The organism is Carboxydocella sp. ULO1 (assembly GCF_002049255.1).
Taxonomy (GTDB): domain Bacteria; phylum Bacillota.
The window spans coordinates 87,657-113,910 of the sequence record NZ_BDLQ01000021.1; the positions used below are offsets into that span (position 1 = coordinate 87,657).

Below are 26,254 nucleotides of genomic sequence, written 5' to 3' on the forward strand. Positions count from 1 at the left end.
TCAGATGGTCACCGTCCCAACCGCTTGAATTTGTACATTCCCTTCCAGTTCATTGTAGGAAAGGATGGGTAAATCCGGTAATACCCGTTCCACGATTCTGCGGATATAAATTCGCAATAAGGGCGGGCAAAGCAACACAGGCTGAATCCCCCGCTGCCATTGCTGATTAACAGCATTCTGTAAACTGGTGTAGAATTTCTGAGCCGACATCGGATCTAAAGCGATATAGGAACCATGTTCTGTCTGCTGTAGATTTTCTCTCAATTGCTGTTCCAGCTCCGGGGCCAGGGTCAGGACAGCTATTTGTCCGTCTCGTGCGAACTGTCTGGTAATCTGTCTTGATAAAGCTTGACGAACATATTCAGTCAGCACATCAATGTCTTTGGTGGCCCGGGCCTGGTCTGCCAGGGTTTCCAGAATGGTAACCAGATCGCGAATGGAGATTTTCTCCCTTAACAGGTTAGCCAGAACCTTCTGGATTTCACCCAGATTCAACAGGTCAGGCACCAGTTCCTCAACCACCGCCGGATTGGTTTCTTTCACATTATCCAGCAGTTTTTTCACATCCTGCCGGCCCAGAATCTCATGGGCATGAGACTTGATGATTTCCGTCAAATGAGTTGCCAGTACCGAGGATGGGTCTACAACAGTATAACCTTTTAGTTCCGCTTCTTCTTTCAGATGAGCAGGAATCCACTTGGCCGGTAAGCCAAAAGCCGGTTCAACCGTGTCTATTCCTGCTATATCATCCTCCGCCAGACCAGCATTCATTGCCAGATAGTGGTCGACCATCAATGTACCGGAAGCAACTTCTACTCCTTTGATTTTTATAACATAGCTGTTAGGTCTAAGCTGCATATTGTCCCGCATCCGAATGGGAGGCAAGACAATTCCCAGCTCCAGGGCACACTGACGGCGAATCATTACTACCCGGTCCAGCAAATCCCCACCCTGTGAGCTGTCTACCAGTGGAATCAAACTGTAGCCCAGCTCCAGTTCCATCAAATCCACCTGTAACAGGGAAAGCACATTTTCCGGCTTGCGGGCTTCTTCCGCTTCTTTAACTACTTCCTCTTCTACCGTCTCCTCACTGGTCTTTGCAGCCCGGTTTATTTGCCAGGCCAGTCCCCCCAGGATAGAGGCCAGCAATATCATCGGCAAAGGAGGCATGCCCAGCAAAGCCAGCAGCAGCAAGGCAGCCGCAGCTAAAGCCAGGGCCCGTGGACTATTAAACATTTGTCCGACCAGTTCCTGTCCCAGACTGGATTCCGAAGCAGCCCGTGTTACTGTGATACCTGTGGCCACTGAAATCAGCAATGCAGGAATTTGAGTAACCAGACCATCACCAACCGAAAGCACCGTATAAGTCCTCAGGACCTGGGTAATATCGCTGGCTCCATTTTGAACGAGCCCGATTATAAACCCACCGATGACATTGATTGCAGTAATAACCAGAGAGGCGATAGCATCTCCTTTTACGAACTTGGAAGCACCATCCATAGCCCCGTAGAAATCAGCTTCCCGCTGAATATTTTTCCTGCGCTCTTTCGCTTCCTGGTCATTGATTAAACCAGCGTTTAAATCAGCATCAATACTCATTTGCTTACCGGGCATCGCATCCAAAGTAAAGCGAGCAGCAACTTCCGATACCCGCTCTGCCCCTTTGGTAATGACCAGAAACTGAATTACCACCAGGATTAAGAAAATAATAAAACCAACTACCGCATTACCTCCAATAACAAACTCACCAAAGGTTCTGATTATCTCCCCCGCTTCCCCCCGGTTCCCCAGAATCAAGCGAGTAGAAGATACATTCAAAGAAAGCCGGTAGAGAGTCATAACCAGCAACAAAGTGGGAAAAGCGGAAAACTCCAGGGCATCTTTAATATACATTGTCACCAGCAAAATTACTAAAGACAAGCTGATATTAATGGTTAGCAATACGTCCAGAAGCCGCGGCGGCAGAGGAATAACCATCAACAAAATCATCATGATTACTGCTCCTGCTACCACTATATCGCTATTGCGAAAGCCTCTCGAAGCCGCTGTTTGTGGTGTTGCCACAACGCCACCTCCTTCGGGCTATATTTTCCCTTTTAGCTTGTAAACATAGGCCAGCACTTCAGCCACAGCTTGAAATAGTTCTGGCGGGATAAACTCACCGATCTCAACACTTTTATATAAAGCTTGTGCCAGTGGCTTGTTTTCAACGGTAACAACCCCGTGTTCCCGGGCAATTTCTTTTATTCGTTTTGCTAGCAAATCTGCACCCTTGGCTACTACCACAGGAGCAGGCATTATACCAGCCTGGTATTTGATAGCCACCGCAAAGTGAGTCGGGTTAGTTATAACCACATCTGCCCTGGGAACTTCTTGCATCATTCTTCTTTGAGCCAGAGCTCTCATTCTTTCCTTAATTTTAGCTTTAATTTGCGGGTTACCTTCCGTTTGTTTGTATTCTTCTTTAATCTCTTCCTTACTCATGCGCAAAGATTTATTAAATTCCCAGCGCTGATAAGCATAATCAAATAATGCCAGCACTACCAGCATCCCTGATGTGTATAGCCCAATCTTAATAATCATATGGCCGATAAAAGCGAGACCAGTATTTAATTCAACGGTTTGCAGACCGGGAAAAAACATAATCTGATTTTTAATGATCCCATAGGCAACAAGAGCAACAATAGTTACCTTAAACAGAGATTTAATTAATTCCACCAGGGTTCTCTTGCTGAAAATCCGTTTAAAACCTTCAACGGGATCTATGCGCTCCCACTTCATCGTTAACCCTTCAGTAGTTAACAGAAAACCCGTTTGAATCAGATTAACCGCTACACCGGCGATGATTGCCCCCAGCAAAAGCGGTATGAGGATCTTGGCTCCAACGAGAATCCCCTGCCAGAGGAGAACTGGAATAGTGTTGGTTGTTAGTAAATGCTCTTTTAACTGCACACCGTAGATATTTCGAATAAATTCTCCCATAGTCTGGTAGGCAAAATTACTGGTCAAATACAAAATAGTAAAGGCACTTAGCAATACGAAGGCTGAACCAACTTCAGGGCTCCGGGGAACCTGACCTTTTCTGCGCGCTTCTTGCCGGCGTTTAGGGGTGGCCTCTTCGGTTTTTTCACCGGCAAAAAGCTGTAATTGCTGTAATTTTAGTTCCAGCATGTCCGTCCCCCTTATCCATGCATGAATGTGGCCAGCAAATCAAACCCCTGCCAGAAAACCTGATTTAAAATCTTTACATAGAGAGGCAGACTTAGCATCAAAAAAATCAAGCCAATAAAGATTTTCAATGGTAAGCCCACAACAAAAATATTCATTTGAGGTACAGTGCGAGCTAGAATCCCCAGCGCTATATCAACTACTAGTAGAACACCCACTACCGGCAAAGCAATTTGTAACCCGGTAATTACTGTAAAAGGAAACCAGTTAAAAACCAGGGTACTAACCCCCATCTCCAGCCAGGGCTGGCCAGGTTTTAACAAGGTAAAACTCTTGATCAGTGTCATGACCAGTAAATGATGACTGTCAGTTAACAAAAAAATCAGTACTGCCAGCATGTTCTTAAAATTGCCAATCAATGGCATGGCCTGTCCAAAAGTTGGATCCACCAGGGTGGCCATGGATAAACCGATTTGCAGGTCTATCATCTCTCCTGCCAGACTGATGGCCGCAAAAACCAGATAGATCACAAATCCCAGCGCCAGACCAAAAGTGAATTCATTGAGAGCTAACCAGACAAACCCGTAAATATTAGTAAAGGCAGGTAGCTGCTGAGGTGGCAGGCTGATGGTAACTAAAGCAGCTAGAATAAGAGCAATAGCTATTCTCAGTTGTTGGGGAAGTACACGAGCACTGAAAACCGGTGCGATTACCATCAGTCCACCAACACGGAAAAAAGCCAGAAGAAAAACTGGCAATTTTTGTTCTATTAATAGTAATTCTTGCATAGCTCAACCCCTGTTAACCGATAAATTTATGCAAATTCCCCAGTAGATTACCGGCAAAACTCAATAAAACATTCATCATCCAGGGGCCAAAAATCAGCAGCACTGCCAGGACTGCCAGGATCTTGGGTACAAAAGCCAGGGTAGCCTCTTGAATTTGGGTGGTTGCCTGAAAGATACTAACCAGCAAACCCACCAGTAAGCTGCCCAGCAACACCGGCGCGGAAACCAAAACAATAGTAAATATTGCTTCTTTTCCCAGATAAATAATAAAGTCCTGGGTCATAGTTTTTCACCCTATCTAAAACTCAAAATTAATGACTGCACAACCAGATCCCAGCCATCTACCAGTACAAACAGCAATAACTTGAAAGGTAGTGAAATCATCATTGGAGGTAACATCATCATCCCCATGGACATTAAGGCGGAAGCTACAATCATATCAATCACAATAAATGGGATAAAAAGGAGAAAACCCATTTCAAAAGCTGTTTTTAATTCACTAATAACAAAAGCAGGAATAATTACATAAGTGGGTATATCTCGATAAGTCCTGGGTTTCTCCAGTTTATGCAAGCGGATAAATAAGGCCAGGTCTTTTTCCCGGGTTTGCTTCAGCATAAATTCGCGTATAGGATCTATTGCCTTAGTTAAAGCTTCCTGCTGGGTAATTTTTCCTGCAAAATAAGGTTGTAAAGCATTTTTATTAACCTGATTAAAGGTAGGTGCCATAGTGAAAAATGTCAAAAAGAGAGCTAAACCTATGATCACCTGGTTCGGTGGCATTTGCTGAGTAGCCAGGGCCTGGCGCAAAAAACCCAAAACCACTACGATTCTGGTAAATGAGGTCATCAGGATTAGCAGCGCCGGCGCCAGAGACAGGATAGTTAATACCAGAAGAATTTGTAAACTGGAGCTTAAATCACCATTTTGACCGGTTGTCTCTACTCCTAATTTAATCCCTGGTATAATGGTCCCGGAAACAGCCAGCAGAGGGGTCATTAGCAAAGACATTTTACTGGTCGCCCCCTTTCCCGGCCAGATTGCGAATTTTTTCGATCTGCTTTTGTAACTGACTGGTAAAATCAACCAGCTGTCTGTCCAGCTGCTGGGGTGAATTTCCCTTAGCCTCCACCAGCTCCTCAATCAGTTCCTGGTCAGTTATTTCCGTCAGCAAATTCACACCACCAGAACCTGTTCCCAGCAAGTAAAAGCGACTGCCAACCTCGACGATTATTAAGGAATTGCTTACGGATAAATCGAGTTTGTCGACTACCCTTAATACCTGACTATCCAGCTGGCCAGGTGGGTTTACCCGGTAATAGCGATTTTTTACCCAGTAAACCGCTGCGCCAAGCAGGCCCAGAGTGATGACTACTTTTAAGAGATATGCACCTATACTGGGCAGCTCGGTCTGAGCCGCTGTCTTAACTGTTTCCTCACCAAGGGCGGGTGGCAAAGGTTGATCCTGGAAAGAGGTCGGGGCCGCACCAGCCAGTTGTCCCGGCAAGATTAGCAAGGCTGCAAAAATAATGCTAAATAGTTGTTTTTTCACCCCGAAACCCCCTTTGTTTTTTCTTTAAAGTAATGCTTTTTTTACAGCCTCAATTACCCGTTCAGGCTGGAAAGGTTTAACAACAAAATCCCGGGCTCCGGCCTGAATGGCATCAATTACCATCGGTTGTTGCCCCATGGCACTGCAAATAATAATTCTCGCTTTTGGATCGATTTTCCTGATCTCTTTCAAAGCTGTTAATCCATCCATATCCGGCATGGTTATATCCATGGTTACCAGATCTGGTTTCAATAGTTGATAAAGTTCTACTGCTTTGCGGCCATTTTCCGCTTCAGCCACTACATTATAGCCCGCCTTGGTCAAAATGTCCTTAATCATCATCCGCATAAAGGCAGCATCATCCACTACCAGAATTTTGGCGCTCATCATCTTCCCCCCAGCTTAATATTACGTTAACTTGCCAAATCGTTCCATCGGGCTGACAATATCTGTGATCCTGACGCCAAAGTTTTCATCAATAACTACTACCTCACCTTTGGCCACCAGTTTTCCATTAACCAGTACATCCACAGGCTCACCAGCTAGCTTATCCAGTTCCACCACTGACCCCGGTCCTAATGTTAAAATTTCTTTAATGGTTTTCCGTGATTTACCCAGTTCCACTGTTATCTGCAGGGGAACATCCATGATTAAATCCAGGTTTTGCGGCATTTCCGCTTTGGCTCCGCCTTTATCCAGGGGAGCGAATTCAACGGGTTGCACTGTGACTTTTTTCGTTTCACCTGCCATTGACTGAACCCCTCCATTTCCCCCTCTGCTTACCTGGTCCTGTATGGGTTGCTGGATAACCGGCGCCAGCTCTGGTTCCGGTATATAGGCAGGTGTTTCTGGAACAGATAGCATCTCCCCTTTGTTGATATCACTCAGCATTTGTTCTACCAGCTTCCTTCCCAAATCGAGGGGAATCAGCTGAAGTAGATGGCTGTTAACCAAATTTCCAATTTGCATGGAGAATGTTATTAAAATCACAGGCGCTTGTTCATCCTGGCCAGTTACCAGTTTTTCACTGGCCAGATTGATGGTACGGGTTCGCGGTGGACCAATCTCAACCCGTCCGGCCAGAATCTGGGACATGGCTGTTGCTGCTGAACCCATCATCTGGTTCATCGCTTCGGCGACCGTAGATAGGTAAAATTCATCCAGCTCCTGAGGGGGATTAGAACCATCATTACCCATCATAAGATCAGCTATGATCAAGGCATCCTGATTCTGAATAACAAAAAGATTAGTTCCATGCAGTCCTGAAGTATAGTCTACTTCTACCAGAACGAAGGGCATAGGATAGCGGTTTTCTAGCATTTGATAGGTAATTATTTCAACCTGTGGAGCTGTAATCTCGACCCTGGTATTGAGCAATGTAGAAAGTGCTGTGGCAGCCGCTCCCATCGCCATATTTCCCAGCTCACCCAGAGTGTCTTTTTCTATATCACTTAGTAAATAATCCAGGTTATCATGTCCGGCGGTCGCCTCTTGCTGAGAACTATCGTCCTGAAGAGTAGCAGAACGGAGGAGAGCATCGATTTCTTCCTGTGATAATACGCCGTTATTCATAGGCTATCTTCTCCTTCTTCAATAACTCGCACTATTCGAACCCCCAAACGGCTTCCTATAGTTCCAGGCAATCCTAAAAATTTAGGCGTCTGCCCTATATATAAACGTACTAGTTCATCGCTTTTTGTATCAAGCTTAATAATATCCCCAACTTCCACTTCAAGTAGTTCTTTTATCGAAATCGTCCCTTCTCCCAATCGCACAGAAATATTAACATTGATTTTTTGCAGTTTGTTTTTCAATTTCTGTAAATATTCGACATCTGTTTCTTTCCTGCTTGTACCATACCAAATATGCGCATTTAATCTTCCTATGATTGGTTCTAATGTTAAATAGGGAATACATATCGAAAGCATACCCGTTTGTTGCCCAATTCTTGCCTCAATCCCAATCAGTACAACCATTTCACTTGGTGAAACTATCTGAACAAACTGTGGATTACTTTCCTGACTCTCTAAAGTGAAGTCAATTTTAAAGACATTACTCCATGCTTCTGAATAATAGCCAAGCAACGATGTTATTAATTTTTGTAAAACAACTTGTTCGATATCTGTTAAATTACGAGCTTTTTCTACGCTTTCTCCAGGGCCACCCAATAACCTATCCAGCATTACAAAACCGATAGCAGGATTTATATCGAGTAAAACGTTACCGTTTAACGGTTTGGAGGAAAGGACACTAACTATAGAAGGATTTTGTAATGAGTTTATTACTTCTTCATAAGTAATTTGTTCAACTGACACAACAGTTAGCTGGGTCGCTATACGTAAATACGCTGACAAATAAGTTCCAGCTAATCTACAAAAATTCTCATGAATTGCCTGGATTGTATGCAATTGTTCCTTTGAGAATTTTGAAGGGCGACGGAAATCATAAACTTTTACAGTTGATTTTTTATTCGATCCATATAATAAACTATCCTGTTCATTATGGGAAATACTTGCTAAAGGTTCTTTACCATCTTTTTTTTCTTCTTGTGTTAATGCAGCTAGCAAAGCATCAATTTCTGCTTGTGAAAGTATTTCACTCACACTACCAGCTCCCAAGCTTTATTTTTGTACAACAAAATCCGAGAAATATACATTTTTCACCATACCTGGGAGAGTTTTTTCATTGAGCGTCTTGGTAATTTCCTTGGCTAAATTGACCATGGAATCTGACTGGGTAACATCTTCCAGTGTTTTACTTCTTAAAATATTAATAATATCATTGCGAATAATCGCTTCCCTCGCTTTAGCTGTTGCCTCATTTTTTGCATTAGTTAATTCTATAGTAACTTTGGTTTTTAAATAGGGTGAAGCTTCGGGATCATTTAAATTAACTATAAATTCTCCAGCTTCAATAATCGGTCCTATTTCTGATGATTTGCTTTCAGTAGCTGCTGGTTGCTTGGTCAAACTCGGCAATAGACTTTTAATTAAAAAATAATTGGTTCCTACTACCGCTACAACGATAATAATTATTGCAATCCCAATGGTAAAATAGATTTTGTTGCTTTTGGTTTCCTTGTTGGTCTCTGAAGCCAACCTTTACACCCCCATTTATCATTTAGGTTCTTTTTCTGATTCAGAAGAATGAAGAATGACTATATCAACCCTTCTATTTCTGCTGCGATTTTCTTCTGATGTATTAGGTACTATTGGCTTGTATTCACCATATCCTGCAGCAGATAATTTTTGGGGGGACAATCCATGTTTTTCAATCAAATAAATTAGTACCGTAGTAGCACGATCCGTTGATAATTGCCAGTTACTTGGATATTTACTATTTTTAATTGGTACGTTATCAGTATGTCCCTCAATTCTAATCGGATTATTTAGTTGTTTAAGTAATCCGGCCATCTGATCCAGAACCTTTATTGCCATTGGTGTTAAATTGGCTTTACCTGTGTCAAACATAACAGAATCTGCCAGGCTTATAACCAAGCCCCGTTCCTCGATATTCATAATCACTTTATTTTTAAATCCTAATTTAGCAGCATATTTCTCTATTTGTTCTTTTATTTTTTGAAACTCCTCATTTTCTTTTTTTCTGATTTCCATTTCCTGTTTTTTCTTTTTTAACAATTCCAAATCACTGCTACTTTGTTCTTCAGGTGCTGGTACCTGAACTGTCGAAGCTCCCCCTTGGTCAAGAACAACGCTACTACCGCCACTTGAACTATTAAATGCAATTGATAAAGAATGCGCCAATGCTTGATATTTTTTGGCATCAGTCTGCGACATGGAATACATAATAACAAAAAAGGCTAGTAATAAGGTAATCAAATCGGCATATGTTAGCAACCAGCGAAGCTCGCCGCTGCCACCATGCCCCCCTCCACCGCCCGAACTGTCAGATTTTTGTTTGCGTGCCATATATTATTTCTCCCCTCCTTCAACAGGGAGCTGAGACCTAATTTTGGGAGATAAAAATGCCATTAGCTTTTCTTTTACAATCCTGGGGTTTTCACCTGCCTGAATGGAAAGTATTCCCTCTATCATTATTTCTCTGATAAGTTGTTCAGTGCTACTTTTACCTTTTAGTTTGTTTGCCAGCGGCAAAAAGATGACGTTTGCTGAAGACACCCCATAAAATGTTGCTATAAAAGCGGTGGCAATAGCCGGACCTAGCCCGGCTACATCCGATAAGTTCCCCAAAACGTGAACCAGCCCCATAACAGTCCCAATAATCCCCATCGTCGGTGCAAAACCACCGGCAGTTTCAAAGATACTTGCGCTGCGATGATGTCTTTGTTCTAAAAAGGCCAATTCTGTTTCCAAAATATTTCTAACAAGTTCCGGGTCTGTACCGTCAACGATTAATTGTATTCCTTTACGTAAAAAATCATCGTCCATGCTACTTGTCTCATTTTCTAAAGCAAGTAAACCTTCTCTTCTGGCTCTTTCAGCAAAACTGACCAGGTTTTCAATAACACTGATCGGGTCAGTTTTTTGAGTAGTAAAAGCTATTTTTAATACCTTTCCGATTTCTTTTATATCTTCAAGGGAATAACAGATCAGGGTAGCCCCTATGGTGCCGCCAAAGACCAGTAAAGCCGCTGATTCGTTGATTAATGAATGTAGTTCCCCACCTTCTAAAATAACACTGATCAACAGCGAAGCAATCGCTAAAACCAGACCAATGATTGTCGCTAAGTCCACTATTTACACCTCACTTCTCTACCGGGAACATACCAATCTGGCGTTTATAGTGAATTACTTTTCCAATAATTTCATCTACACTTTCCTGCACAACAACTTTTTTGCCACTAACAAGGGATATCACCGTATCTGGGGTTTGTTCTATAAACTCTATTTGCTCGCAATTGACAACAAACTCTTTTCCATTTAAACGCGTGACCTTTATCATTTATGTCACCTTCTAATTAATCCAAGCAGCCGAGAGCGGCTGCTTGGATTATCAATTTAAACTACCTCTTTAGATTAACCAGTTCCTGTAACATTTCATCAGAAGTAGTTATAATCCGTGAATTGGCCTGGAACCCCCTCTGGGTCACAATCATATCAGTGAATTCCTGGCTCAAATCCACATTGGACATTTCCAGCGCCCCGGGGGTAATAGAACCCCGTCCACCTGTGCCAGCCGGGCCAATCTGGGCCAAACCGGAGTTGTTGGAACGTTTGAAAAGGTTTTCGCCCATTTTCATCAACCCGCCCGGATTATTGAAATTAGCAATAGCAATTACTGCCAGATCTTTGGTAAAACCGTTAGAGAATATACCGGTAACTGTCCCATTCTTGTCGATGGTAAAGCTCTGCAAAGTACCCGCCGGGTTCCCGTTCTGGTTAACAGCACTGGCTGTAAAAGGCGAAGTGTACTGAGTAAGGGACTTGAAATCAGGAATAATATTTACTGTCTTAGCCCCGGAAGGGGAAAAACTATAAGCTCTGGTCAAATTTATATTTTTCGGATCGATAATCAAGTTTGCCAGTCGGGTTTCATCAGCTTTTAACTGACCGCTCTGATCGAAAATAATATAGCCATATCTGGGATTAAGTTTATCGATTCCCAGGCTAGTTTGTACCTTTAACAAATCATCAACATATTCAGGACTATATGTTGTCGTGTACCATCTAGCGGTATCTACAGTACTACCGCCATATTCGATAGTTATCGTGTCTCCATCCTTAACCTTGATACTTCTGGTTGCGGCATTAGATGCGCCATTGGTAAAATTAAAATCACTTTGGAAAATACCTGTATCAGGACCTGTTTCTGTTAAAGTTATTGTAAAACCAGTAGGATCACTATCCGAATAAATTTTTATTGTTATAGTTTCAGCTACTGAAGGATCAGTATTGGCAGCGGGATCTGTTACGGTAAGCGGATAAGGAACACCTAAATTATCAATATAATAATTATTGCCAAATACGGTGCCCGCTCCAGTATACGGTGCAGTTACATTCAAACTATAGTCTCCGGAAAATTTGGGGTTGCCAGCAGCTACCTGTTTATTTGCCTCCACTGCCGCATAAGCTGCTTCTAAAATAAATAGCTTTTGGGCTACATCCAATGAATCAAAATTAGCCGCGCCCCCCGTGAGATACGATACCTGGTCACGAATGGAAAAGGCTGGATTACCAGTATCCTGAACCAGATCAGAGAATTTTAAGTCCTTAGTAATCGGCTTGCCATCTATGGTAACATTAGGGTTTGCCAGAAAAGCTGCTCTCTGGGCCAGGTTTAATACCTGATATTGCGTTTCCAGCTTCGTGGTTGGTGTAGGAATAGGATCTCCAGGGCCTCCAGGTAATAACGAATCATAGGTGTCAAATTGACCGATAAAAGTTTGAATTATCGCATCGTTATTACCTAAGCTAACTGTATAACCCCAGGTGGTATTTCCATCAGCATCAACAGATAATTTTTCGAAGTTTGTCACTATAGTATGGGCATTGCCAACAGAATCATAAACCTCTACCTGTGTCTGATGAACAGTCCCAAGTTTGGCACTGGCATCCAGGTTGTTGGCATAGGTCACTGCTTCGGTTGCCTGAGGTTTCATGGACTGACCGATGGGAATAGTGATATTAGTTAAGCTGGTATTAGTGACTATCTTGCCATAGGCATCAACTGTGGTCCAACCCATTACCTTCATCCCGTTGGAGGCAAAAATCAGATTGCCATCCTGGTCCAGGTCAAAAATCCCGGTTCTGGTATAGAGTTGATCCGCACCATCAGAAAGGATAAAGAAACCATCCCCCTGCAGGGCCAGGTCAGTGGTCTTGCCAGTAGACTGCAGGTTACCCTGGGTCTGAACATAATCAATGCTGGCCACCTGGACACCCAGACCTACCTGTTGAGCATTGACGCCACCGCGCCCCCCTTGAGGAGCAGAGGCACCTCGAATGGTTTGTACCAGCATTTCCTGAAAATTAACCCGTCCTCTTTTAAACCCAACCGTATTTATATTAGCAATATTATTACCGATCACATCCATTTTGGTTTGATGATTTCTCAAACCCGACACACCAGAGAATAATGAACGCATCATACGCAATCAAACCTCCTCTTTTTGTACCGCTTCAGTCAGTCCACGGCACCTGGGCCTCCTCACTGAGGTCCAGCCCGTTAATCCATAATTACAGCACAATCTATATTGGTAAAGACATTTTCCTTCATTGCTTCTTTGGTTACCGCTGTAATTACAGTCCTGTTTTTGATACTTACCACATAAGCCGTATTATCCAGCCAGATTAGCGCTTCCTTTGCTCCTTTTGCAGCAGCTTTGGCGACAGCATCTTCCAGTTTTTGCTGAGCCCTTTCACTGATGGTGCTGTTTCTGAGGCCCAATCGTTCTAAGGCATGGCCGGAAAACTTCAACTTTTGCTTGTTTACCGCTTGTTGCAGGATCCCCGCAAAATTAACGTTTTTGCTGATGCCATGCCCAGGCTGATTGACAGCAGGTTTTATACTCTGACCGGTAATTCCGCGTAACATCTCACTCATAGCTCTCTATCCCTCCCGGTCACAGGCTAACTTCCAAAATCTGTTCAATGCTTACAACTTGATCATTAACTGTCAGTTTTACCTGTCCATCTACCTTCTGAGCTGCAGTTACCAGCCCGGAAATAACTCTTTCCTGCCCTTTTTCATCAGTCAATTTGGCTTTAACCGTCTTGCCGAGCAGTTCAGTTCCTCGTAACAAGTTAAAATTTAAGTTCAGGTTCTGCATTTGTTCCAGGCTGCTGAACTGGGCCAGTTGGGCAATAAAATCCTTATCTTCCATAGGGCGCAGCGGATCCTGATAGCGCAATTGAGTGGTCAGCAACTGTAGAAACGCATCTTTGCCCAGGTCTTTATTATTTGCTTTTGGTGCTACCCCACCCTGATTGGTAGTTTGCTGAACCTTACTGATAGTCATCTTTCTCACCTCCTTAAGCTCGATAATTAATCTGACTCAGTTTGATTTCAGCAGCAGTTTCGCTGTGCTCCAGCTCTTCCTGCAACCATGTACGAAGGGAACGTTTTGTGAACTGCTTGAACATACCCGAATTTCTCTCTCGCTGTTCCTGCTGAAACTGCTGAAATATCCCGTTCTGCAGGTCTGAAACAGTAAGTTGTCCCAGTTTCAGCCCCTGGTCAGCCAGGCTTTGTTTGAGATTAGCAAGATCTGCCTCAATAGTTTGACGCACGAAACTATCCAGAACCTTGATTTCCCCTTGCAAAACTCCGTTTTCCACTTTGAGGACAATTTCCAGCTTCCCTAGATGTTCAGGTTTTAATTGAATTTCAATGGTCGTTTTTTGCTGTTCCCGAACCACCTGGCTCTTCTGAACGATTTGTTCATTAATCTGTCTGGTCACTTGCTGTTTATCTGCCGGTGCTTGAACTGGCTCACTATCCCTGTGGAATTCCGGTAGAGAAAAATGCCTGGTTTGAGCAACTGGTTGATCTGAAGTTTCCCAATTCTCACTTGCCATTTCCTCGCCAGGTTCCCCTGGCTGAACTGAGGACCCATTTTCCTTCACCTGGATAAGCACTTTCTCTTTCAAACCTTCTTCTCCAGAATTTGCAACCAGCGTAGCCTTTAACATTTCCAGCTTTTCCTGTTGCGGAACCTGATGCTGTTCTTTTGCGATTTGCGGTAGATTTAAAACTTCATTAACCCGTACCATCCTGGGTTGTACCATTATGGGTTCCCGGGATCGCATTTCAGGTAGCTTAAATTGAAGCGATAAACCGGAATCTGCTTTCGATACGACTAATGCAGATTCTTGCTTCTGTGCTACCTGGCCAGTTAAAGCCTTAATTAGTTTCATAGATTGCATATCAGCTGGCTGCTCAAATTGTAGTGATAAACCGGAATCTTTTATTTGAGGTTTAAGGTCTGGCATATCTGCCTTGGGCATAACTGCTGGAGATTCTTGTTTTAGCACTATCAGATCAGCTAAAGGCTTAACTGGAAACTCATGAAACAATGATGTTTGTCCAGTTGATGGCTCCTTGTCTTCGACAGGTATTGCTGTGTCTGCTAAAATCTGCCCTTGTCCTGGCAGTCTTACCCCTAAAACAGCAGGGGAGACAGTAGGCGGTTGCCTTACTGCATCTACTAATATTGGTCCCTGGCCCGGTTCTTGAACTTGAACTTGAACCTGATCCAGTAGCTGCCCCTCTTGTTCAGTAATCATCTGGGATCGGGGCGCTAATGATGGTATGGAGAGCAGGTTAAAAAGTTCAAGAGGCAAATCCTTAGCCCTGTTAATGCCTTCACCTTCCTCTTTCTGTTTGACTGGCTCAGCCTGTTCCTGTTTGCTTTCCTGCACAGGAGCCAAAACAGAAAGCAGCAATGAGGTAAAATCCCCTGCTTTCCCATTTGCATTCCCTGCAGTCTCAATTTTCTTGAGTTCAGGAAACCCCAGCAGCAAGGCGGCTAAATTGACATTTTCCACTCGCTCACCTCCTCTCATTCAGCATTTTGGTATAACCAGCCGCCTGGTCAGGCGACATAGCCGCCAAAATTTTTGCCACCACATCGGCTTCCATAGCCGCCAGGATGTTGACAGTGAGGTTATTATCCAGCTTAACCAGTACCGCCGCTGCTTGCTGCGGTTTCATCTCAGTATAGTACGCAGCCAGTTGTTGGGCTTTTTTGTCATTATTCTGAAGCCGGCTTTGAACCATTTCCTGTTGCATTTGTTCCATTTCAGCCTTTTGTTTATTGATTTGATCAGTTAAAAGGTTAGCTTGCTTTTCTGTTTCCGTCAATTTTTTCCTGAGCTGTTCATTCTCTTGTTTGAGTTTCTGGATTTCTTCTTCCAATAAGGCTTGCTGATTTTTAACAGTTTTAGTTGTAGCAGTTTTTTCAGTTTTCCGCCAGCTCCAAATCTGGTAATGGTCCAGGGCCCAGGCCGCTCCTGCAACAACCCCTGCTAACAGCAGGACAAATAAAATCCATTTTACTACCCTCATTCCTTTGCCCCCTTTAGCTATGTTCCTGGTACCAGTACCGGACGAGGGCCAATTCATCTAAAATAATCTGCTCTTCTTTTAATTGTTTTTGCCGATGTTCCTCCCATGCTTTGGCCCGGAGGTTTTCTAGCATTTTGCGATAGCGCATTTTCTCCTGCAGCATTGCCATTTCATCCTGATATGCTTTTTCAGCTTCTGCAACCTGAGTTTGTTGTCTTGAGATCTGTCTAGCCAATTTATCCAGATAAAACTGCATCTCAATAAGCTCCTGAACTGAGCAGCCCTTTAACATGTTTTCCTGTTGTGAATAAAGGGCAGTTTGCTTATCCTCCATGAGGGATTCCAGCGTTTCCTGTTCTTTTCTCAACTGCCGCTCTGCCACCCTGGTTTTGTTTAACTGCTGTTCTTCCAGTTTCACAGCCAGATCTAACAGGGCTTGTAAACGAAACTTAAACTTCCTCATGGCCTACTTCCTCGCTCTGTCAGTTGCAGCAAGCGCTGCCAGGTCTCAGTAAAATCCCAGTTTTCCTCGGTATCCTGTTGCAAAAATCCTTTAATCTCCTCTAGATTGGCGATGACATAATCCAGTACCGGGTTGGTTCCATTTACATAGGCACCAATTTCAATTAAATCTCTGGCCTCCTGATAAGTGGCCAGAAAACTGCGGAATCTGGCCGCCGCCAGTCTTTGTTCTTTGCCGACTATTTCTGTCATTACCCGGCTGACACTATTGAGTACATCAATGGCAGGATAATGATTCTGCGCTGCCAGCTGCCGCGATAAAACTATATGGCCATCTAGAATACCTCTTACCGCATCAGCAATAGGCTCATTATGGTCATCCCCATCAACGAGAACGGTGTAAAGACCGGTAATAGAACCCTTTTCACCGGTACCTGCTCTTTCCAGCAATTTAGGTAAGAGAGCAAAAACCGATGGTGTGTATCCTCTGGTTGCCGGCGGTTCCCCTACTGCCAATCCGATTTCCCGTTGTGCCATGGCAAAGCGGGTAATAGAGTCCATCATCAGCATTACATCATAACCCTGATCTCGAAAATATTCGGCTATAGCAGTAGCCACCATGGGAGCCTTCAGGCGAACCATAGCCGGTTGGTCAGAAGTGGCCACCACCACCACCGACCGTTTTAACCCTTCCTCCCCCAGGTCCCGTTCAATGAACTCCCTTACTTCCCGTCCCCGTTCTCCTACCAGAGCGATAACATTAATATCAGCCTTGGTGTTGCGGGCGATCATGCCCAGCAAGGTGGATTTACCCACCCCGCTACCAGCAAAGATACCGATCCGCTGCCCCTTTCCCAGAGTCAAAAGACCATCTATGGCTTTCACTCCAACAGCGATGGGTTCAGAAATGCGCCTCCTGGTCAAGGGGTTGGGGGGTGTATTATGAACAGGATAAACCATACTGCCTTTTATTTCCCCTTTGCCATCGATAGGCTGGCCCAAACCGTCCAGGATGCGGCCCTGCAACTCTGGTCCAACGGGAATTTCCAGATTGCGCCCCAGAGCCAGCACCTCGCATCCCGGTCCTATCCCGCTGGTATCAGCCAGGGGCATCAGTAATACTTTCTTTTCCTTAAACCCCACCGCTTCGGCAAGAATCCTCGGACCGCCATTTCTACTGCTAATAGCACATATCTCCCCCAGTTGCACCCCGGGCCCATTGGCTTCAATAGTAAGGCCAATTATCTGAGTAACCCTACCCTTAACCCGGATCAATTCGGTGTTTTCAATTGACTCCAGATAGCGCCATTTCTTCGCTGTCCAGCTCATCTTCCATCACACCTTTTAAGCTTTCAGCCAGCAGCTGCATTTGCTCTTCCAGAATCGCTTCCACTCGGCCATACTGAGTTTCCAGAATCACACTACCAGGCGACAAACTGGAATCCGGTTGAATCCTTAGCTTGCGAAGGGTAGGATGATTGGCGATTATCTCATCCAGCCAGCCACTGACTTGCTCTACAGCCTGAGGGGCCACATACAAAATTCCTTGCTCACTGTCCAGCACTTTTTCCACTACTGCTTCAACCTGCCCGCGGAGATAGTCTGGATTAATTTCCGGCAGCGCTTTCAAAATGCGGGCAGAAATGGCTAGTACTAGTTCTACCATCAATTCCTCAGCTTCCTTGAGAGCCCGCCTTTTGTTTTCCGTAGCCGCCCTAATAATAGCTGTTAAAGCAGAAATTTTTTCTTCCCATTGCGCTAATGCCTGTTTTTGTCCTTCCTGCAGTCCCTGTTGAAAAGCCTGGGTGCGCAGGTTTTCCCCTTCTTGACGGGCATTGGCCAGAATGGCTTCCGCTTCATCATGGGCTTCAGCGATTATTACCTGAGCCTGTTCTTTAGCCTGGTTGATTAAATCCGCCACCATTTCTTCTGTTTCTTTTAAGATGCTTTCCCGGACCTTTTCCAGTTCTTCCGCATCTGGTTTAAATATTTCAGGTCCAGTTTCTTCCCCGGTTTCATTCAGCTGCAAAATTCTGAGCCGATGAACCGGCAAAGGAGCCAGATTAGCCACATGAGCAGATTTGATGACTTTAGACAATGATCTCATCTCCTCCCCCACGTGCTATGATGATTTCGCCAGCTTCTTCTAGCTTGCGGATAATGTTAACAATTCGCTGCTGCGCATCCTCGACATCCCGCAGACGGACCGGGCCCATAAACTCGATGTCCTCTTTGAGCATCTCCGCTGCCCGCTTGGACATATTGCGACGAATTTTGTTACCAACTTCTTCGCTGGCACCTTTCAGGGCAAGAGCCAGATCCTTGCTGTCAACCTCCCGCAGAACTTGCTGGATTGCCCGGTCATCCAGTAACACAATATCCTCGAAGACAAACATGCGCATTTTGATTTCTTCTGCCAGTTCTGGATTCTGAATTTCCAGGCTTTCCATAATCACCTTTTCGGTAGAACGATCCACGCGGTTCAATATATCTACAATGCTCTGTAATCCGCCGGCAGTAGTGTAGTCCTGGGCAAAAACAGATGACATCTTGCGCTCCAGAACCTTTTCAATTTCCTTGATAACCTCCGGTGACGTACGATCCATTAACGCTATCCGTCTCGCCACATCCACCTGAATTTCCGGCGGCATAGCCGACAGGAGCTGAGCTGACTGATCCGGATTTAAATAAGCCATCACCAGCGCAATAGTTTGAGGATGCTCACCCTGAATGAAGTTCAATAACTGGGATGGATCAGATTTGCGAATAAAGTCAAATGGTCTAACCTGAAGGTTTAAGGTCAGTTTTTGGATAATGTCAATGGCTTTTTGAGTGCCCAGGGCTCGCTCCAGGATTTCCCGGGCATAGTCGATACCACCCTGGTTAATATACTCTTTGGCTATACAAAGCTGATGAAATTCACGCAACACCTGTTCCGTATATTCCCGGCTGACCTTACGCAAATTGGCAATTTCAAAGGTCAGTTTCTCCACTTCATCTTCCTTCATTTTTTTCAGCACCTGAGCTGAGAGCTCAGGACCAAGGGCTATTAGCAATATTGCTGCTTTCTGCTTTCCTGTTAGACCTTTGGCCAACTACATCACCTCTATTCCTCGGCCAACCAGGTGCGTAACAACCCGGCCACATTTTCCGGTTCTTTTTTGGCCAGTTGCTCAATTTCTTCCTGAATTTTTTCCAGTTCAGATTTTTCTTGGGTCTTTTCAATGCTGACGCCGGCCAGAAGCTGTTCCACCGAAACCGGCTCAGGCTGTATTCCGCCTTTAGGAGTTAACACCTTCTTAAGCATGAAAGCAAGCCAGATTAGAACTATCGCAATCCCCGCCCAGATTGCTATCTGTTTGTAAAGTTCCATTTTTTCAGCTTTTGTCAGCTCAGCTGCCAGAGCCTGTTGATCGGATGTATCAAAAGGAATGGCGGTAACTTTAATCATATCACCACGAGCAGTATCAACACCCAGAGCACTGGCAACAACTTCCTGCACTGCTCCTACTTGATCCTCTTTTACCCTTTGCCCATCCACCATCACAGCTACTGACAGGCGCTTAATTGAGCCAGGCGCTACGACACGATGTTCTTGAGTACGGTCAATCTCATAGTTGCGGATTTTATTGCTCTTATTGCTTTCACTGCTGTTATTCTGCTGAGTTATTTGCTGATAACCGGGTATATTTGTGGTCGTTCCGGGAACTCCCTGCGGAATAGTGCTGCTGCCCTTCTGGTTTTCTTCCTGAATCTGCTCCGACCGCGTTACTTTATCTCCCCAGTCCTCTTTGTTGATTTCAACCCGGTCAAAGTCCAGTTCAGCAGTCACTCTAACCACTGCCTTACCCTGTCCAAAAACCCGGTCCAGCATAGACTGGGCTGATTTTTCCATATCCTTTTCCAGCTGCTGTTTTAATTCCAGCTGGGATGCTGTTAGCTTCGAACTATTTTTCTCTTCACTGCCCAGATTAATATCATCACTTAAACTCTGCATATTGGAATCAACAATTGTTACATTTTCCGGCTTTAAACCTTTAACACTATTGGCTACCAGACGGATCAGGCCCACTACCTGCTCTTCTTTTAATTTCTGGTAGGGTTTCAGTTTCAGCATTACTGCCGCTCTAGCTTCCTGTTCATTCTCCAGGGCAAACAAACTGTTCTGCGGCAACACAATATGAACCCGCGCCTGCTCAACCTCATTCATTCGCATGATAGTGCGGGTCAGTTCTCCTTCCAATGCCCGCTGGTATTTGGCCTGACGATCGGTATCTGTCTCCCCGAATTTAGGCTGGTCGAATAATTCAAAACCCACCACGCCACCAGTAGGTACACCATCACTGGCCAGTTTTAAGCGAATAGAAGCTTGCTGGTCAGCGGGTACCAGGATGGTCTTGCCATCCGCTGAAACCTGATATGGCACTTTCATCTCATCCAGTTTGGCTGTGATGGCACCAGCGTCGGCTGCTTCCAGGTTAGTAAAAAGGGGCTGATAATCAGGCTGCCGGTAAAAATACAAAATCGCCCCAATGGCTACAACAACAGTCACTGCCGCCGCCAGGGCCAGTATTTTCTGGGTTTGGTTGGCCTGTTGCCAGAATTGCATCAGTTTTTCCCTGACTTTGGCATATAACTCTTTCATATCCACCTTCCTCACTAACCTTTAACTTTTATACCTGCATGCGCATGATTTCCTGATACGCCTCAATTACCTTATTGCGTATTTGTACCGTTAATTGCAAAGCCAGATTAGCTTTTTCCCCGATAATCATTACGGTGTGCAAATCAGGGGCCTGACCGGTCAAGAGTTGCATCCTGGCGGCATCGCTCTGTTTTTGCAACTCATCCACTTTGGCCAAATTGGCAGCCAGTATTTCACTAAAACTGGGACCCTCACTGTTAGTAACAGTTTTTGTTTTATCCAACCCCAGGGGTTGAGCCAATCCGCTGCTTTGGATTGCTTCGATTTTCATTCTTTCACCCCTTTTCCGCTAATTAACGGCCAATATCCAGAGCCTTGACCGCCATGGACTTAGCAGCATTCAAGGCGGTAACATTGGCTTCATAAGCTCTCGTAGCTGAAATCATGTCTACCATTTCCGTCACTACATTCACATTCGGCATTGTCACATACCCCTGGTTATCGGCATCCGGATGCTGGGGGTTGTAAACTCTGGGTAAAGGACTCTGGTCTTCTGCAACCTGAACTACCCTAACTCCCTTTCCCGCAGGAACAGGTTTTTGCTGCCCCAGAGCATTCTGTAAAGCCTGGGCAAAGGTAAGCTCATCGGCCCGCTCTGCAAAAACTACCATTTGCCGCCGATAAGGGCCTCCGTTCTGCGTTCTGGTAGTATTAACATTAGCCAGATTGTTGGAAATAACATCTAGCCGCAACCTCTGGGCCGTCAATCCTGAAGCACTGATTTCCAGACTGTCAAACCAGCTCATTAATTAGCGCCTCCCTTCGGAGATCACATATTTCAGCTTGGCAATTTCCGCTCCAATTTGTCTGGATAAAGCTTCATAATAAATGGTGTTTTTCGCCAGTTCAGCCATTTCCAAATCAATATCTACATTGTTACCATCATTTCGGAGAGAAGTATCCTCCTGCCGGACAAGCTGAGGTTGAACAGCCACAATTGGGACAGAACCAATGGGCAAATGTTTAGCATCCGTTCTGACACCTGCAAGGGTAGTCTTTTCTCCCTGTCCTAACGCTGCAGCCAGAACCTCTTCAAAAACCACATCACTGCGTTTAAAACCAGGTGTGCTCACATTAGCAATGTTATTGCTTAAAACCTGATGCCGCAGGCTGGCTGCATCCAGACCCCGTTCTAAAAAATTGATTGTCGAAAGATTGAGAATGCGCTCGATCATCTCGCTATCCCTCCAAAAAATAAACCCGGCAGAGGCCAGGGCAAGAGAACCCTTTGGTAACCCGGCTGCCATACTCATCTGAGCTACAGGCCCGTGGCTTTGCGTCTTGGCCTTTCGACCAAGTTGCCCTGAGCAAAGGACAGGACTTTAGTCCCATATTATTGCTTTTTGTTTAACCATTTTCGTTTTTCTTCTTTTTTTGTCATCTTATGTCGCATTATATATTCGCCGCAGCTGGCGAAATTCCTTTCTCTTATCAATAAAATATCAAGCTTTACCTTAAAAAATATAGTATTTGTTGCTGGAAAGACAAGAAAAAAAACCACCAGTAAGGTGGTTTTTCATCGTTTTCTAAAAATTAGTGTTTTAGCTTTTTTAGTTCTTCCAGCAGCCGATCATTTAATACCCGGATATAAGTGCCTTTCATTCCCAGGGATTTGGACTCAATCACACCTGCGCTTTCAAATTTTCGCAGAGCGTTTACAATTACCGAACGCGTAATACCTACCCGGTCAGCAATTTTGCTGGCCACCAGCAATCCTTCTTCCCCGCCCAGTTCCTCAAAAATATGCTCAACTGCCTCCAGTTCCGAGAAGGACAGGGTAGCCAGAGCGATTTGAACAGCCGCTTTTTTCCTTGCTTCTTCTTCTACTCGCTCGGCTTTAGATCTGAGGATTTCCATTCCAATAACAGTCGCACCATATTCGGCCAGGATTAAATCGGCATTACTGAATTCAGTATTAAATTTAGCCAGGACCAGAGTGCCCAGGCGGTCACCGCCACCCAGTATGGGAACTACCGTTGTACGCTTCCCACTGAATATACAGGTATGCCCGCCTTCAAAAACACAGGTGTTGGCCCGCTGGTGAAAATCAGTACAAGTATCAGAAACTTTAAGCAGAGCCTCATTGTATGCCTCAGGAAACCGCTCTGCCTGTTCCACGATCTGAACCATGGTGTCACATTCGAATTTTTTCATAAACGCATGGCCCAGTACTTTTCCTCTTCTTCCCACAATGTAAACATTGGCATCTACACAATCACACAAAACTTTGGCCATTTCTTCAAAATCTACAGGGTTGCCCGCTGCTTTCTGTAAAAGTCGGTTGATCTTCCTCGTCTTCTCTAAAAGTATTTCCATTTCTTCCATTCCTGCTGTCCCTCCAAAGAATAGTGTTTATAAAATATATCGGCTCAAATCCCGATTTTGCACCACATCAGCCAGCTTTTTTCTGACATATTCGGCATCAATAGTAATATGTTTTTCCTCAGTTTCCGGAGCAGCAAAGGCAATATCTTCCAGAACTTTTTCCAAAATAGTGTGTAATCTTCGTGCCCCGATATTCTCTGTTTCTTCATTTACAGTATAAGCTATTTTCGCTATTTCAGCAAGGGCATTTTCAGAGAATTTAACTTCTATGCCTTCTGTAGCCAGCAAAGCTGTATATTGCTTGATTAATGAGTTCTGCGGCTCAATTAAAATTTGTAAAAAATCCTGTTCACTCAATGGTTCTAATTCAACCCGGATTGGAAATCTTCCTTGCAGTTCTGGAATCAAATCCGATGGTTTCGCAACATGAAAGGCACCAGCAGCAATGAAGAGCATGTGATCTGTTTTGATGGCCCCATATTTGGTCATGACGGTTGAACCTTCCACAATCGGCAATATATCCCGCTGAACCCCACCCCGCGACACATCTGGCCCACCAGTCTGTTCCCTGGCTGCAATCTTGTCAATTTCGTCCAGAAAAATTATTCCTGTTTCTTCTGCTCGCTCAATCGCTGCTGCAATCACTTCATCCATATCAATGAGTTTCTGTGCCTCTTCCTGCATCAATATTCTTCTCGCTTCCGCTACAGTTACTTTCCGTTTTCGCTTCTTCCTGGGCAGGAAGCCGCTTAGCATATCCTGAATATTCAAACCCATATCCTCAATGCTTCCCGAAAAAACTTCCACCACCGGGCGGTTAGTTTCTTCGATTTCGATTTCAATCAACATATTATCCAGCTTGCCTGCTTTTAGTAACTGGCGCTGATGAACCCGCTGGAGTTCATCTTGTTCTGATACCTGTACCGGTTCCTGCTCTTCCTGATTGCTACCAAAAAATAATTCGAAAGGATTTTTGCGGTTCAAATTTTGCTGAGTTCGAGGGGCAATTATGTCCAGTAACCGCTCCTCAGCCAGTTCATAGGCGCGTTCTTCCACTTCCTGCATTTTTTCTTCTTTGACCATGCGAATGGACGTTTCCACCAGATCCCTTACCATTGCCTCTACATCCCGGCCAACATAACCGATTTCCGTAAATTTCGTAACCTCCACTTTAACAAAAGGAGCATTCACCAGTTTGGCAATCCGACGAGCTATTTCGGTTTTACCCACTCCGGTTGGACCGATCATAATAATATTTTTAGGAAGCACTTCTTCCTGAAGTTCTCTGGGCAGCCTTTTCCGCCTGATCCGATTGCGCAGTGCTATGGCCACAGCTTTTTTAGCCTTATGCTGACCCACTATATATTTATCCAGTTCCTGTACTATCTGTTTAGGAGTCAGTTCCTGCACGGTCTTACCCCCCTATCCGCTTCACAGTAATATGCTCATTGGTATATACACAGAGAGAGGCAGCGATTTTTAAAGCCTCTTCTGCCATGCTATCTGCAGGCAGTGCGGAATGATGATACAAACCCTTCAGGGCTGCCATTGCATAGGCGCCTCCTGACCCAATAGCTATATATGGCTGATCAGGCTCAATCACTTCACCGTTCCCGGAGATTATCAGTATTTGTTGCAAATCAGCCACAATCATCATGGCTTCCAGTTTCATCAGGATTTTGTCCCGCCGCCATTCTTTGGCCAGCTCGACAGCAGCTCTGGTTAAATTTCCCCTGAATTCCTCCAGTTTGCTCTCAAACTTTTCAAAAAGGGTAAAGGCATCAGCTACCGAACCGGCGAAACCGGCCAGCACTTTACCACCATAAAGTTCCCGCACTTTGCAGGCCTGGTGTTTCATAATCATGGCATTGCCGAAAGTTACCTGCCCGTCACCGGCCATAGCAGTAATCCCTTGCTTACGGACAGCGGCTATCGTCGTTCCCTTTAACAAACCAATCACCCCCATCGGTAGCGGAACTGCTCCAAATCCGCAAGGGCCCGTTTGGCCAGTTCCAGATTTCTTTCTTTCTTGTTCTTTATCCTGGTTGCAAGGGCCGGGAAAAGGCCATAGGTTACATTCATCGGTTGAAAATTATCCGGCCGGGCACTGGTAATATAATGAATCAATGCCCCATGGGCAGTGGTTCGGGGCCAGACCAGCGGTTCTTGTCCTATGGCCAAACGGGCCGCATTGGTACCGGCAATTAAGCCCGCTGCCGCTGATTCTACATAGCCCTCGACCCCGGTAATCTGCCCGGCAAAAAACAAAGTCGTCCTTTTCCTGGTTTGCAGAGTAGGTAATAAAATTCTGGGGGAATTTATGTAAGTATTCCTATGCATTACACCATAACGGACAAATTCCGCCTTTTCCAGCCCGGGAATCAAGCGGAAAACCCTCTCCTGTTCCCCCCATTTCAAGTGAGTCTGGAAACCCACCAGGTTATAGAGGGTCCCTTCGGCATTATCCTGACGCAACTGTACCACTGCATAAGGCTGTTTACCGGTACGGGGATCAATAAGTCCTACAGGCTTCATGGGCCCAAAGAGCAATGTCTTTTCCCCCCGGGCTGCCAGCACTTCTACCGGCATACAGCCTTCAAAAAAAATCTGTTTTTCAAAATCCTTTACCGGTGCTTTCTCTGCTTCTACCAGCTCACGCCAGAATCTCAGATATTGTTGTTCGTCCAGTGGGCAGTTCAAATATTCATCCCCCTGCCCCTTGCCATAACGGGAAGCAGCAAACACCTTGCTGAAATCCAGAGATTCCCTGGTTACGATGGGGGCTGCGGCATCAAAAAAATACAAATAATCTTCCCCGGTAAACTTCAGAATAGCCTCTGCCAGGGCAGCAGAAGTCAGCGGCCCCGAAGCCAGAATCACAATCCCTTCCTCCGGAATGGCGGTTACTTCTTCCTGAATAACAGTGATCCGGGGGTGTTTATGAATGGTTTCCGTTATGTAACGGGAAAAGCCCTCCCGATCGACCGCCAGGGCCCCACCAGCCGGCACCTGATATTTTTCCGCCGCCTGCATTATGAGAGAGTTCTGCCGGCGCATCTCTTCTTTAAGCAAACCCACAGCATTTTCCAGAGCATTGCCTCTCAGAGAGTTACTACAAACCAGCTCAGCAAAATAACCGGTATGATGGGCCGGTGTCATTTTAGACGGCCGCATTTCCTTTAAAACCACATTTACACCTAGATTCGCCGCCTGCCAGGCGGCTTCACAACCAGCTAATCCCGCTCCAATAACCTGTATCGTAGCCAC

At 44.9% G+C, this 26,254-nt stretch carries 30 protein-coding genes and 1 riboswitch; all 30 genes read right to left on the reverse strand.

The features are described from left to right. The gene (gene flhA / locus ULO1_RS04525) at positions 1–2,064 is read right to left on the reverse strand and encodes a flagellar biosynthesis protein FlhA (RefSeq protein WP_078665276.1); all 2,064 of its coding nucleotides are present in this window, start codon (positions 2,062–2,064) and stop codon (positions 1–3) included. 18 nt (positions 2,065–2,082) lie between these two features. Then, positions 2,083–3,171 (reverse strand): flagellar biosynthesis protein FlhB, encoded by a 1,089-nt coding sequence (flhB, locus tag ULO1_RS04530; protein ID WP_079933050.1) that lies wholly within the window; start codon positions 3,169–3,171, stop codon positions 2,083–2,085. Between the two features lie 11 nt (positions 3,172–3,182). Then, on the reverse strand, positions 3,183–3,956 hold the full coding sequence (gene fliR, locus ULO1_RS04535; protein WP_079933051.1) for a flagellar biosynthetic protein FliR: 774 nt from the start codon (positions 3,954–3,956) through the stop codon (positions 3,183–3,185). A 13-nt stretch (positions 3,957–3,969) separates the two neighbouring features. After that, the gene (gene fliQ / locus ULO1_RS04540) at positions 3,970–4,239 is read right to left on the reverse strand and encodes a flagellar biosynthesis protein FliQ (RefSeq protein ID WP_078665279.1); all 270 of its coding nucleotides are present in this window, start codon (positions 4,237–4,239) and stop codon (positions 3,970–3,972) included. A gap of 11 nt (positions 4,240–4,250) precedes the next feature. Next, positions 4,251–4,967 (reverse strand): flagellar type III secretion system pore protein FliP, encoded by a 717-nt coding sequence (gene fliP / locus ULO1_RS04545; RefSeq protein WP_079933052.1) that lies wholly within the window; start codon positions 4,965–4,967, stop codon positions 4,251–4,253. A gap of 1 nt (position 4,968) precedes the next feature. Next, a complete protein-coding gene (locus ULO1_RS04550; protein WP_079933053.1) occupies positions 4,969–5,508 on the reverse strand; it encodes a flagellar biosynthetic protein FliO in 540 nt (179 codons plus the stop codon). Between the two features lie 24 nt (positions 5,509–5,532). Then, positions 5,533–5,895 carry a response regulator gene (locus tag ULO1_RS04555; RefSeq protein ID WP_078665282.1) on the reverse strand — a complete coding sequence of 121 codons (363 nt, stop codon included), beginning with the start codon at positions 5,893–5,895 and terminating at the stop codon, positions 5,533–5,535. A gap of 21 nt (positions 5,896–5,916) precedes the next feature. Then, entirely contained in the window at positions 5,917–7,080 is a 1,164-nt protein-coding gene (gene fliY / locus ULO1_RS04560; RefSeq protein ID WP_078665283.1) for a flagellar motor switch phosphatase FliY, read from the reverse strand. Beyond that, complete coding sequence (gene fliM / locus ULO1_RS04565; protein ID WP_079933054.1) at positions 7,077–8,111, reverse strand: flagellar motor switch protein FliM; 1,035 nt, start codon at positions 8,109–8,111, stop codon at positions 7,077–7,079. Before fliM ends, fliY begins: the two co-directional genes overlap by 4 nt. Positions 8,112–8,129: 18 nt before the next feature. Then, complete coding sequence (fliL, locus tag ULO1_RS04570) at positions 8,130–8,606, reverse strand: flagellar basal body-associated protein FliL (RefSeq protein ID WP_078665285.1); 477 nt, start codon at positions 8,604–8,606, stop codon at positions 8,130–8,132. Between the two features lie 18 nt (positions 8,607–8,624). Beyond that, positions 8,625–9,437: an OmpA family protein gene (locus ULO1_RS04575; protein ID WP_079907437.1), complete on the reverse strand. Its 813-nt coding sequence runs from the start codon at positions 9,435–9,437 to the stop codon at positions 8,625–8,627. A gap of 3 nt (positions 9,438–9,440) precedes the next feature. Next, complete coding sequence (locus ULO1_RS04580; protein WP_078665287.1) at positions 9,441–10,223, reverse strand: flagellar motor protein; 783 nt, start codon at positions 10,221–10,223, stop codon at positions 9,441–9,443. A 10-nt stretch (positions 10,224–10,233) separates the two neighbouring features. Next, positions 10,234–10,431: a flagellar FlbD family protein gene (locus ULO1_RS04585; protein WP_078665288.1), complete on the reverse strand. Its 198-nt coding sequence runs from the start codon at positions 10,429–10,431 to the stop codon at positions 10,234–10,236. A gap of 61 nt (positions 10,432–10,492) precedes the next feature. Beyond that, complete coding sequence (locus ULO1_RS04590; protein ID WP_078665289.1) at positions 10,493–12,577, reverse strand: flagellar hook protein FlgE; 2,085 nt, start codon at positions 12,575–12,577, stop codon at positions 10,493–10,495. A 77-nt stretch (positions 12,578–12,654) separates the two neighbouring features. Then, the gene (locus ULO1_RS04595) at positions 12,655–13,032 is read right to left on the reverse strand and encodes a TIGR02530 family flagellar biosynthesis protein (protein ID WP_078665290.1); all 378 of its coding nucleotides are present in this window, start codon (positions 13,030–13,032) and stop codon (positions 12,655–12,657) included. 19 nt (positions 13,033–13,051) lie between these two features. Further along, positions 13,052–13,447, reverse strand: coding sequence for a flagellar hook capping FlgD N-terminal domain-containing protein (locus ULO1_RS04600; protein ID WP_079907435.1), 396 nt, complete (start codon positions 13,445–13,447; stop codon positions 13,052–13,054). A gap of 13 nt (positions 13,448–13,460) precedes the next feature. After that, positions 13,461–14,975: a flagellar hook-length control protein FliK gene (locus ULO1_RS04605; RefSeq protein WP_159446827.1), complete on the reverse strand. Its 1,515-nt coding sequence runs from the start codon at positions 14,973–14,975 to the stop codon at positions 13,461–13,463. Between the two features lie 4 nt (positions 14,976–14,979). Next, positions 14,980–15,495: a MotE family protein gene (locus ULO1_RS04610; protein ID WP_159446607.1), complete on the reverse strand. Its 516-nt coding sequence runs from the start codon at positions 15,493–15,495 to the stop codon at positions 14,980–14,982. 13 nt (positions 15,496–15,508) lie between these two features. Continuing rightward, positions 15,509–15,958: a flagellar export protein FliJ gene (fliJ, locus tag ULO1_RS04615; RefSeq protein WP_078665294.1), complete on the reverse strand. Its 450-nt coding sequence runs from the start codon at positions 15,956–15,958 to the stop codon at positions 15,509–15,511. Further along, entirely contained in the window at positions 15,955–17,286 is a 1,332-nt protein-coding gene (gene fliI / locus ULO1_RS04620; protein ID WP_078665295.1) for a flagellar protein export ATPase FliI, read from the reverse strand. Before fliI ends, fliJ begins: the two co-directional genes overlap by 4 nt. Next, on the reverse strand, positions 17,243–18,055 hold the full coding sequence (locus tag ULO1_RS04625; RefSeq protein WP_159071885.1) for a FliH/SctL family protein: 813 nt from the start codon (positions 18,053–18,055) through the stop codon (positions 17,243–17,245). Before ULO1_RS04625 ends, fliI begins: the two co-directional genes overlap by 44 nt. Continuing rightward, complete coding sequence (gene fliG, locus ULO1_RS04630; RefSeq protein ID WP_078665297.1) at positions 18,048–19,052, reverse strand: flagellar motor switch protein FliG; 1,005 nt, start codon at positions 19,050–19,052, stop codon at positions 18,048–18,050. Before fliG ends, ULO1_RS04625 begins: the two co-directional genes overlap by 8 nt. An 11-nt stretch (positions 19,053–19,063) precedes the next feature. After that, a complete protein-coding gene (gene fliF / locus ULO1_RS04635; protein ID WP_079907430.1) occupies positions 19,064–20,602 on the reverse strand; it encodes a flagellar basal-body MS-ring/collar protein FliF in 1,539 nt (512 codons plus the stop codon). A 28-nt stretch (positions 20,603–20,630) separates the two neighbouring features. Next, the gene (gene fliE, locus ULO1_RS04640) at positions 20,631–20,933 is read right to left on the reverse strand and encodes a flagellar hook-basal body complex protein FliE (protein ID WP_078665299.1); all 303 of its coding nucleotides are present in this window, start codon (positions 20,931–20,933) and stop codon (positions 20,631–20,633) included. Between the two features lie 22 nt (positions 20,934–20,955). Then, entirely contained in the window at positions 20,956–21,408 is a 453-nt protein-coding gene (gene flgC, locus ULO1_RS04645; RefSeq protein WP_078665300.1) for a flagellar basal body rod protein FlgC, read from the reverse strand. Between the two features lie 3 nt (positions 21,409–21,411). Continuing rightward, positions 21,412–21,837 (reverse strand): flagellar basal body rod protein FlgB, encoded by a 426-nt coding sequence (flgB, locus tag ULO1_RS04650; protein WP_078665301.1) that lies wholly within the window; start codon positions 21,835–21,837, stop codon positions 21,412–21,414. A gap of 52 nt (positions 21,838–21,889) precedes the next feature. Continuing rightward, positions 21,890–21,975, reverse strand: a riboswitch (cyclic di-GMP riboswitch). Between the two features lie 220 nt (positions 21,976–22,195). Next, on the reverse strand, positions 22,196–22,978 hold the full coding sequence (gene codY, locus ULO1_RS04655) for a GTP-sensing pleiotropic transcriptional regulator CodY (RefSeq protein WP_079907458.1): 783 nt from the start codon (positions 22,976–22,978) through the stop codon (positions 22,196–22,198). A 36-nt stretch (positions 22,979–23,014) separates the two neighbouring features. Continuing rightward, positions 23,015–24,397: an ATP-dependent protease ATPase subunit HslU gene (gene hslU, locus ULO1_RS04660; protein ID WP_078666172.1), complete on the reverse strand. Its 1,383-nt coding sequence runs from the start codon at positions 24,395–24,397 to the stop codon at positions 23,015–23,017. A 4-nt stretch (positions 24,398–24,401) separates the two neighbouring features. Next, positions 24,402–24,938: an ATP-dependent protease subunit HslV gene (hslV, locus tag ULO1_RS04665; RefSeq protein ID WP_278308210.1), complete on the reverse strand. Its 537-nt coding sequence runs from the start codon at positions 24,936–24,938 to the stop codon at positions 24,402–24,404. Positions 24,939–24,943: 5 nt separating this feature from the next. Further along, a complete protein-coding gene (gene trmFO, locus ULO1_RS04670) occupies positions 24,944–26,254 on the reverse strand; it encodes an FADH(2)-oxidizing methylenetetrahydrofolate--tRNA-(uracil(54)-C(5))-methyltransferase TrmFO (RefSeq protein ID WP_078666170.1) in 1,311 nt (436 codons plus the stop codon).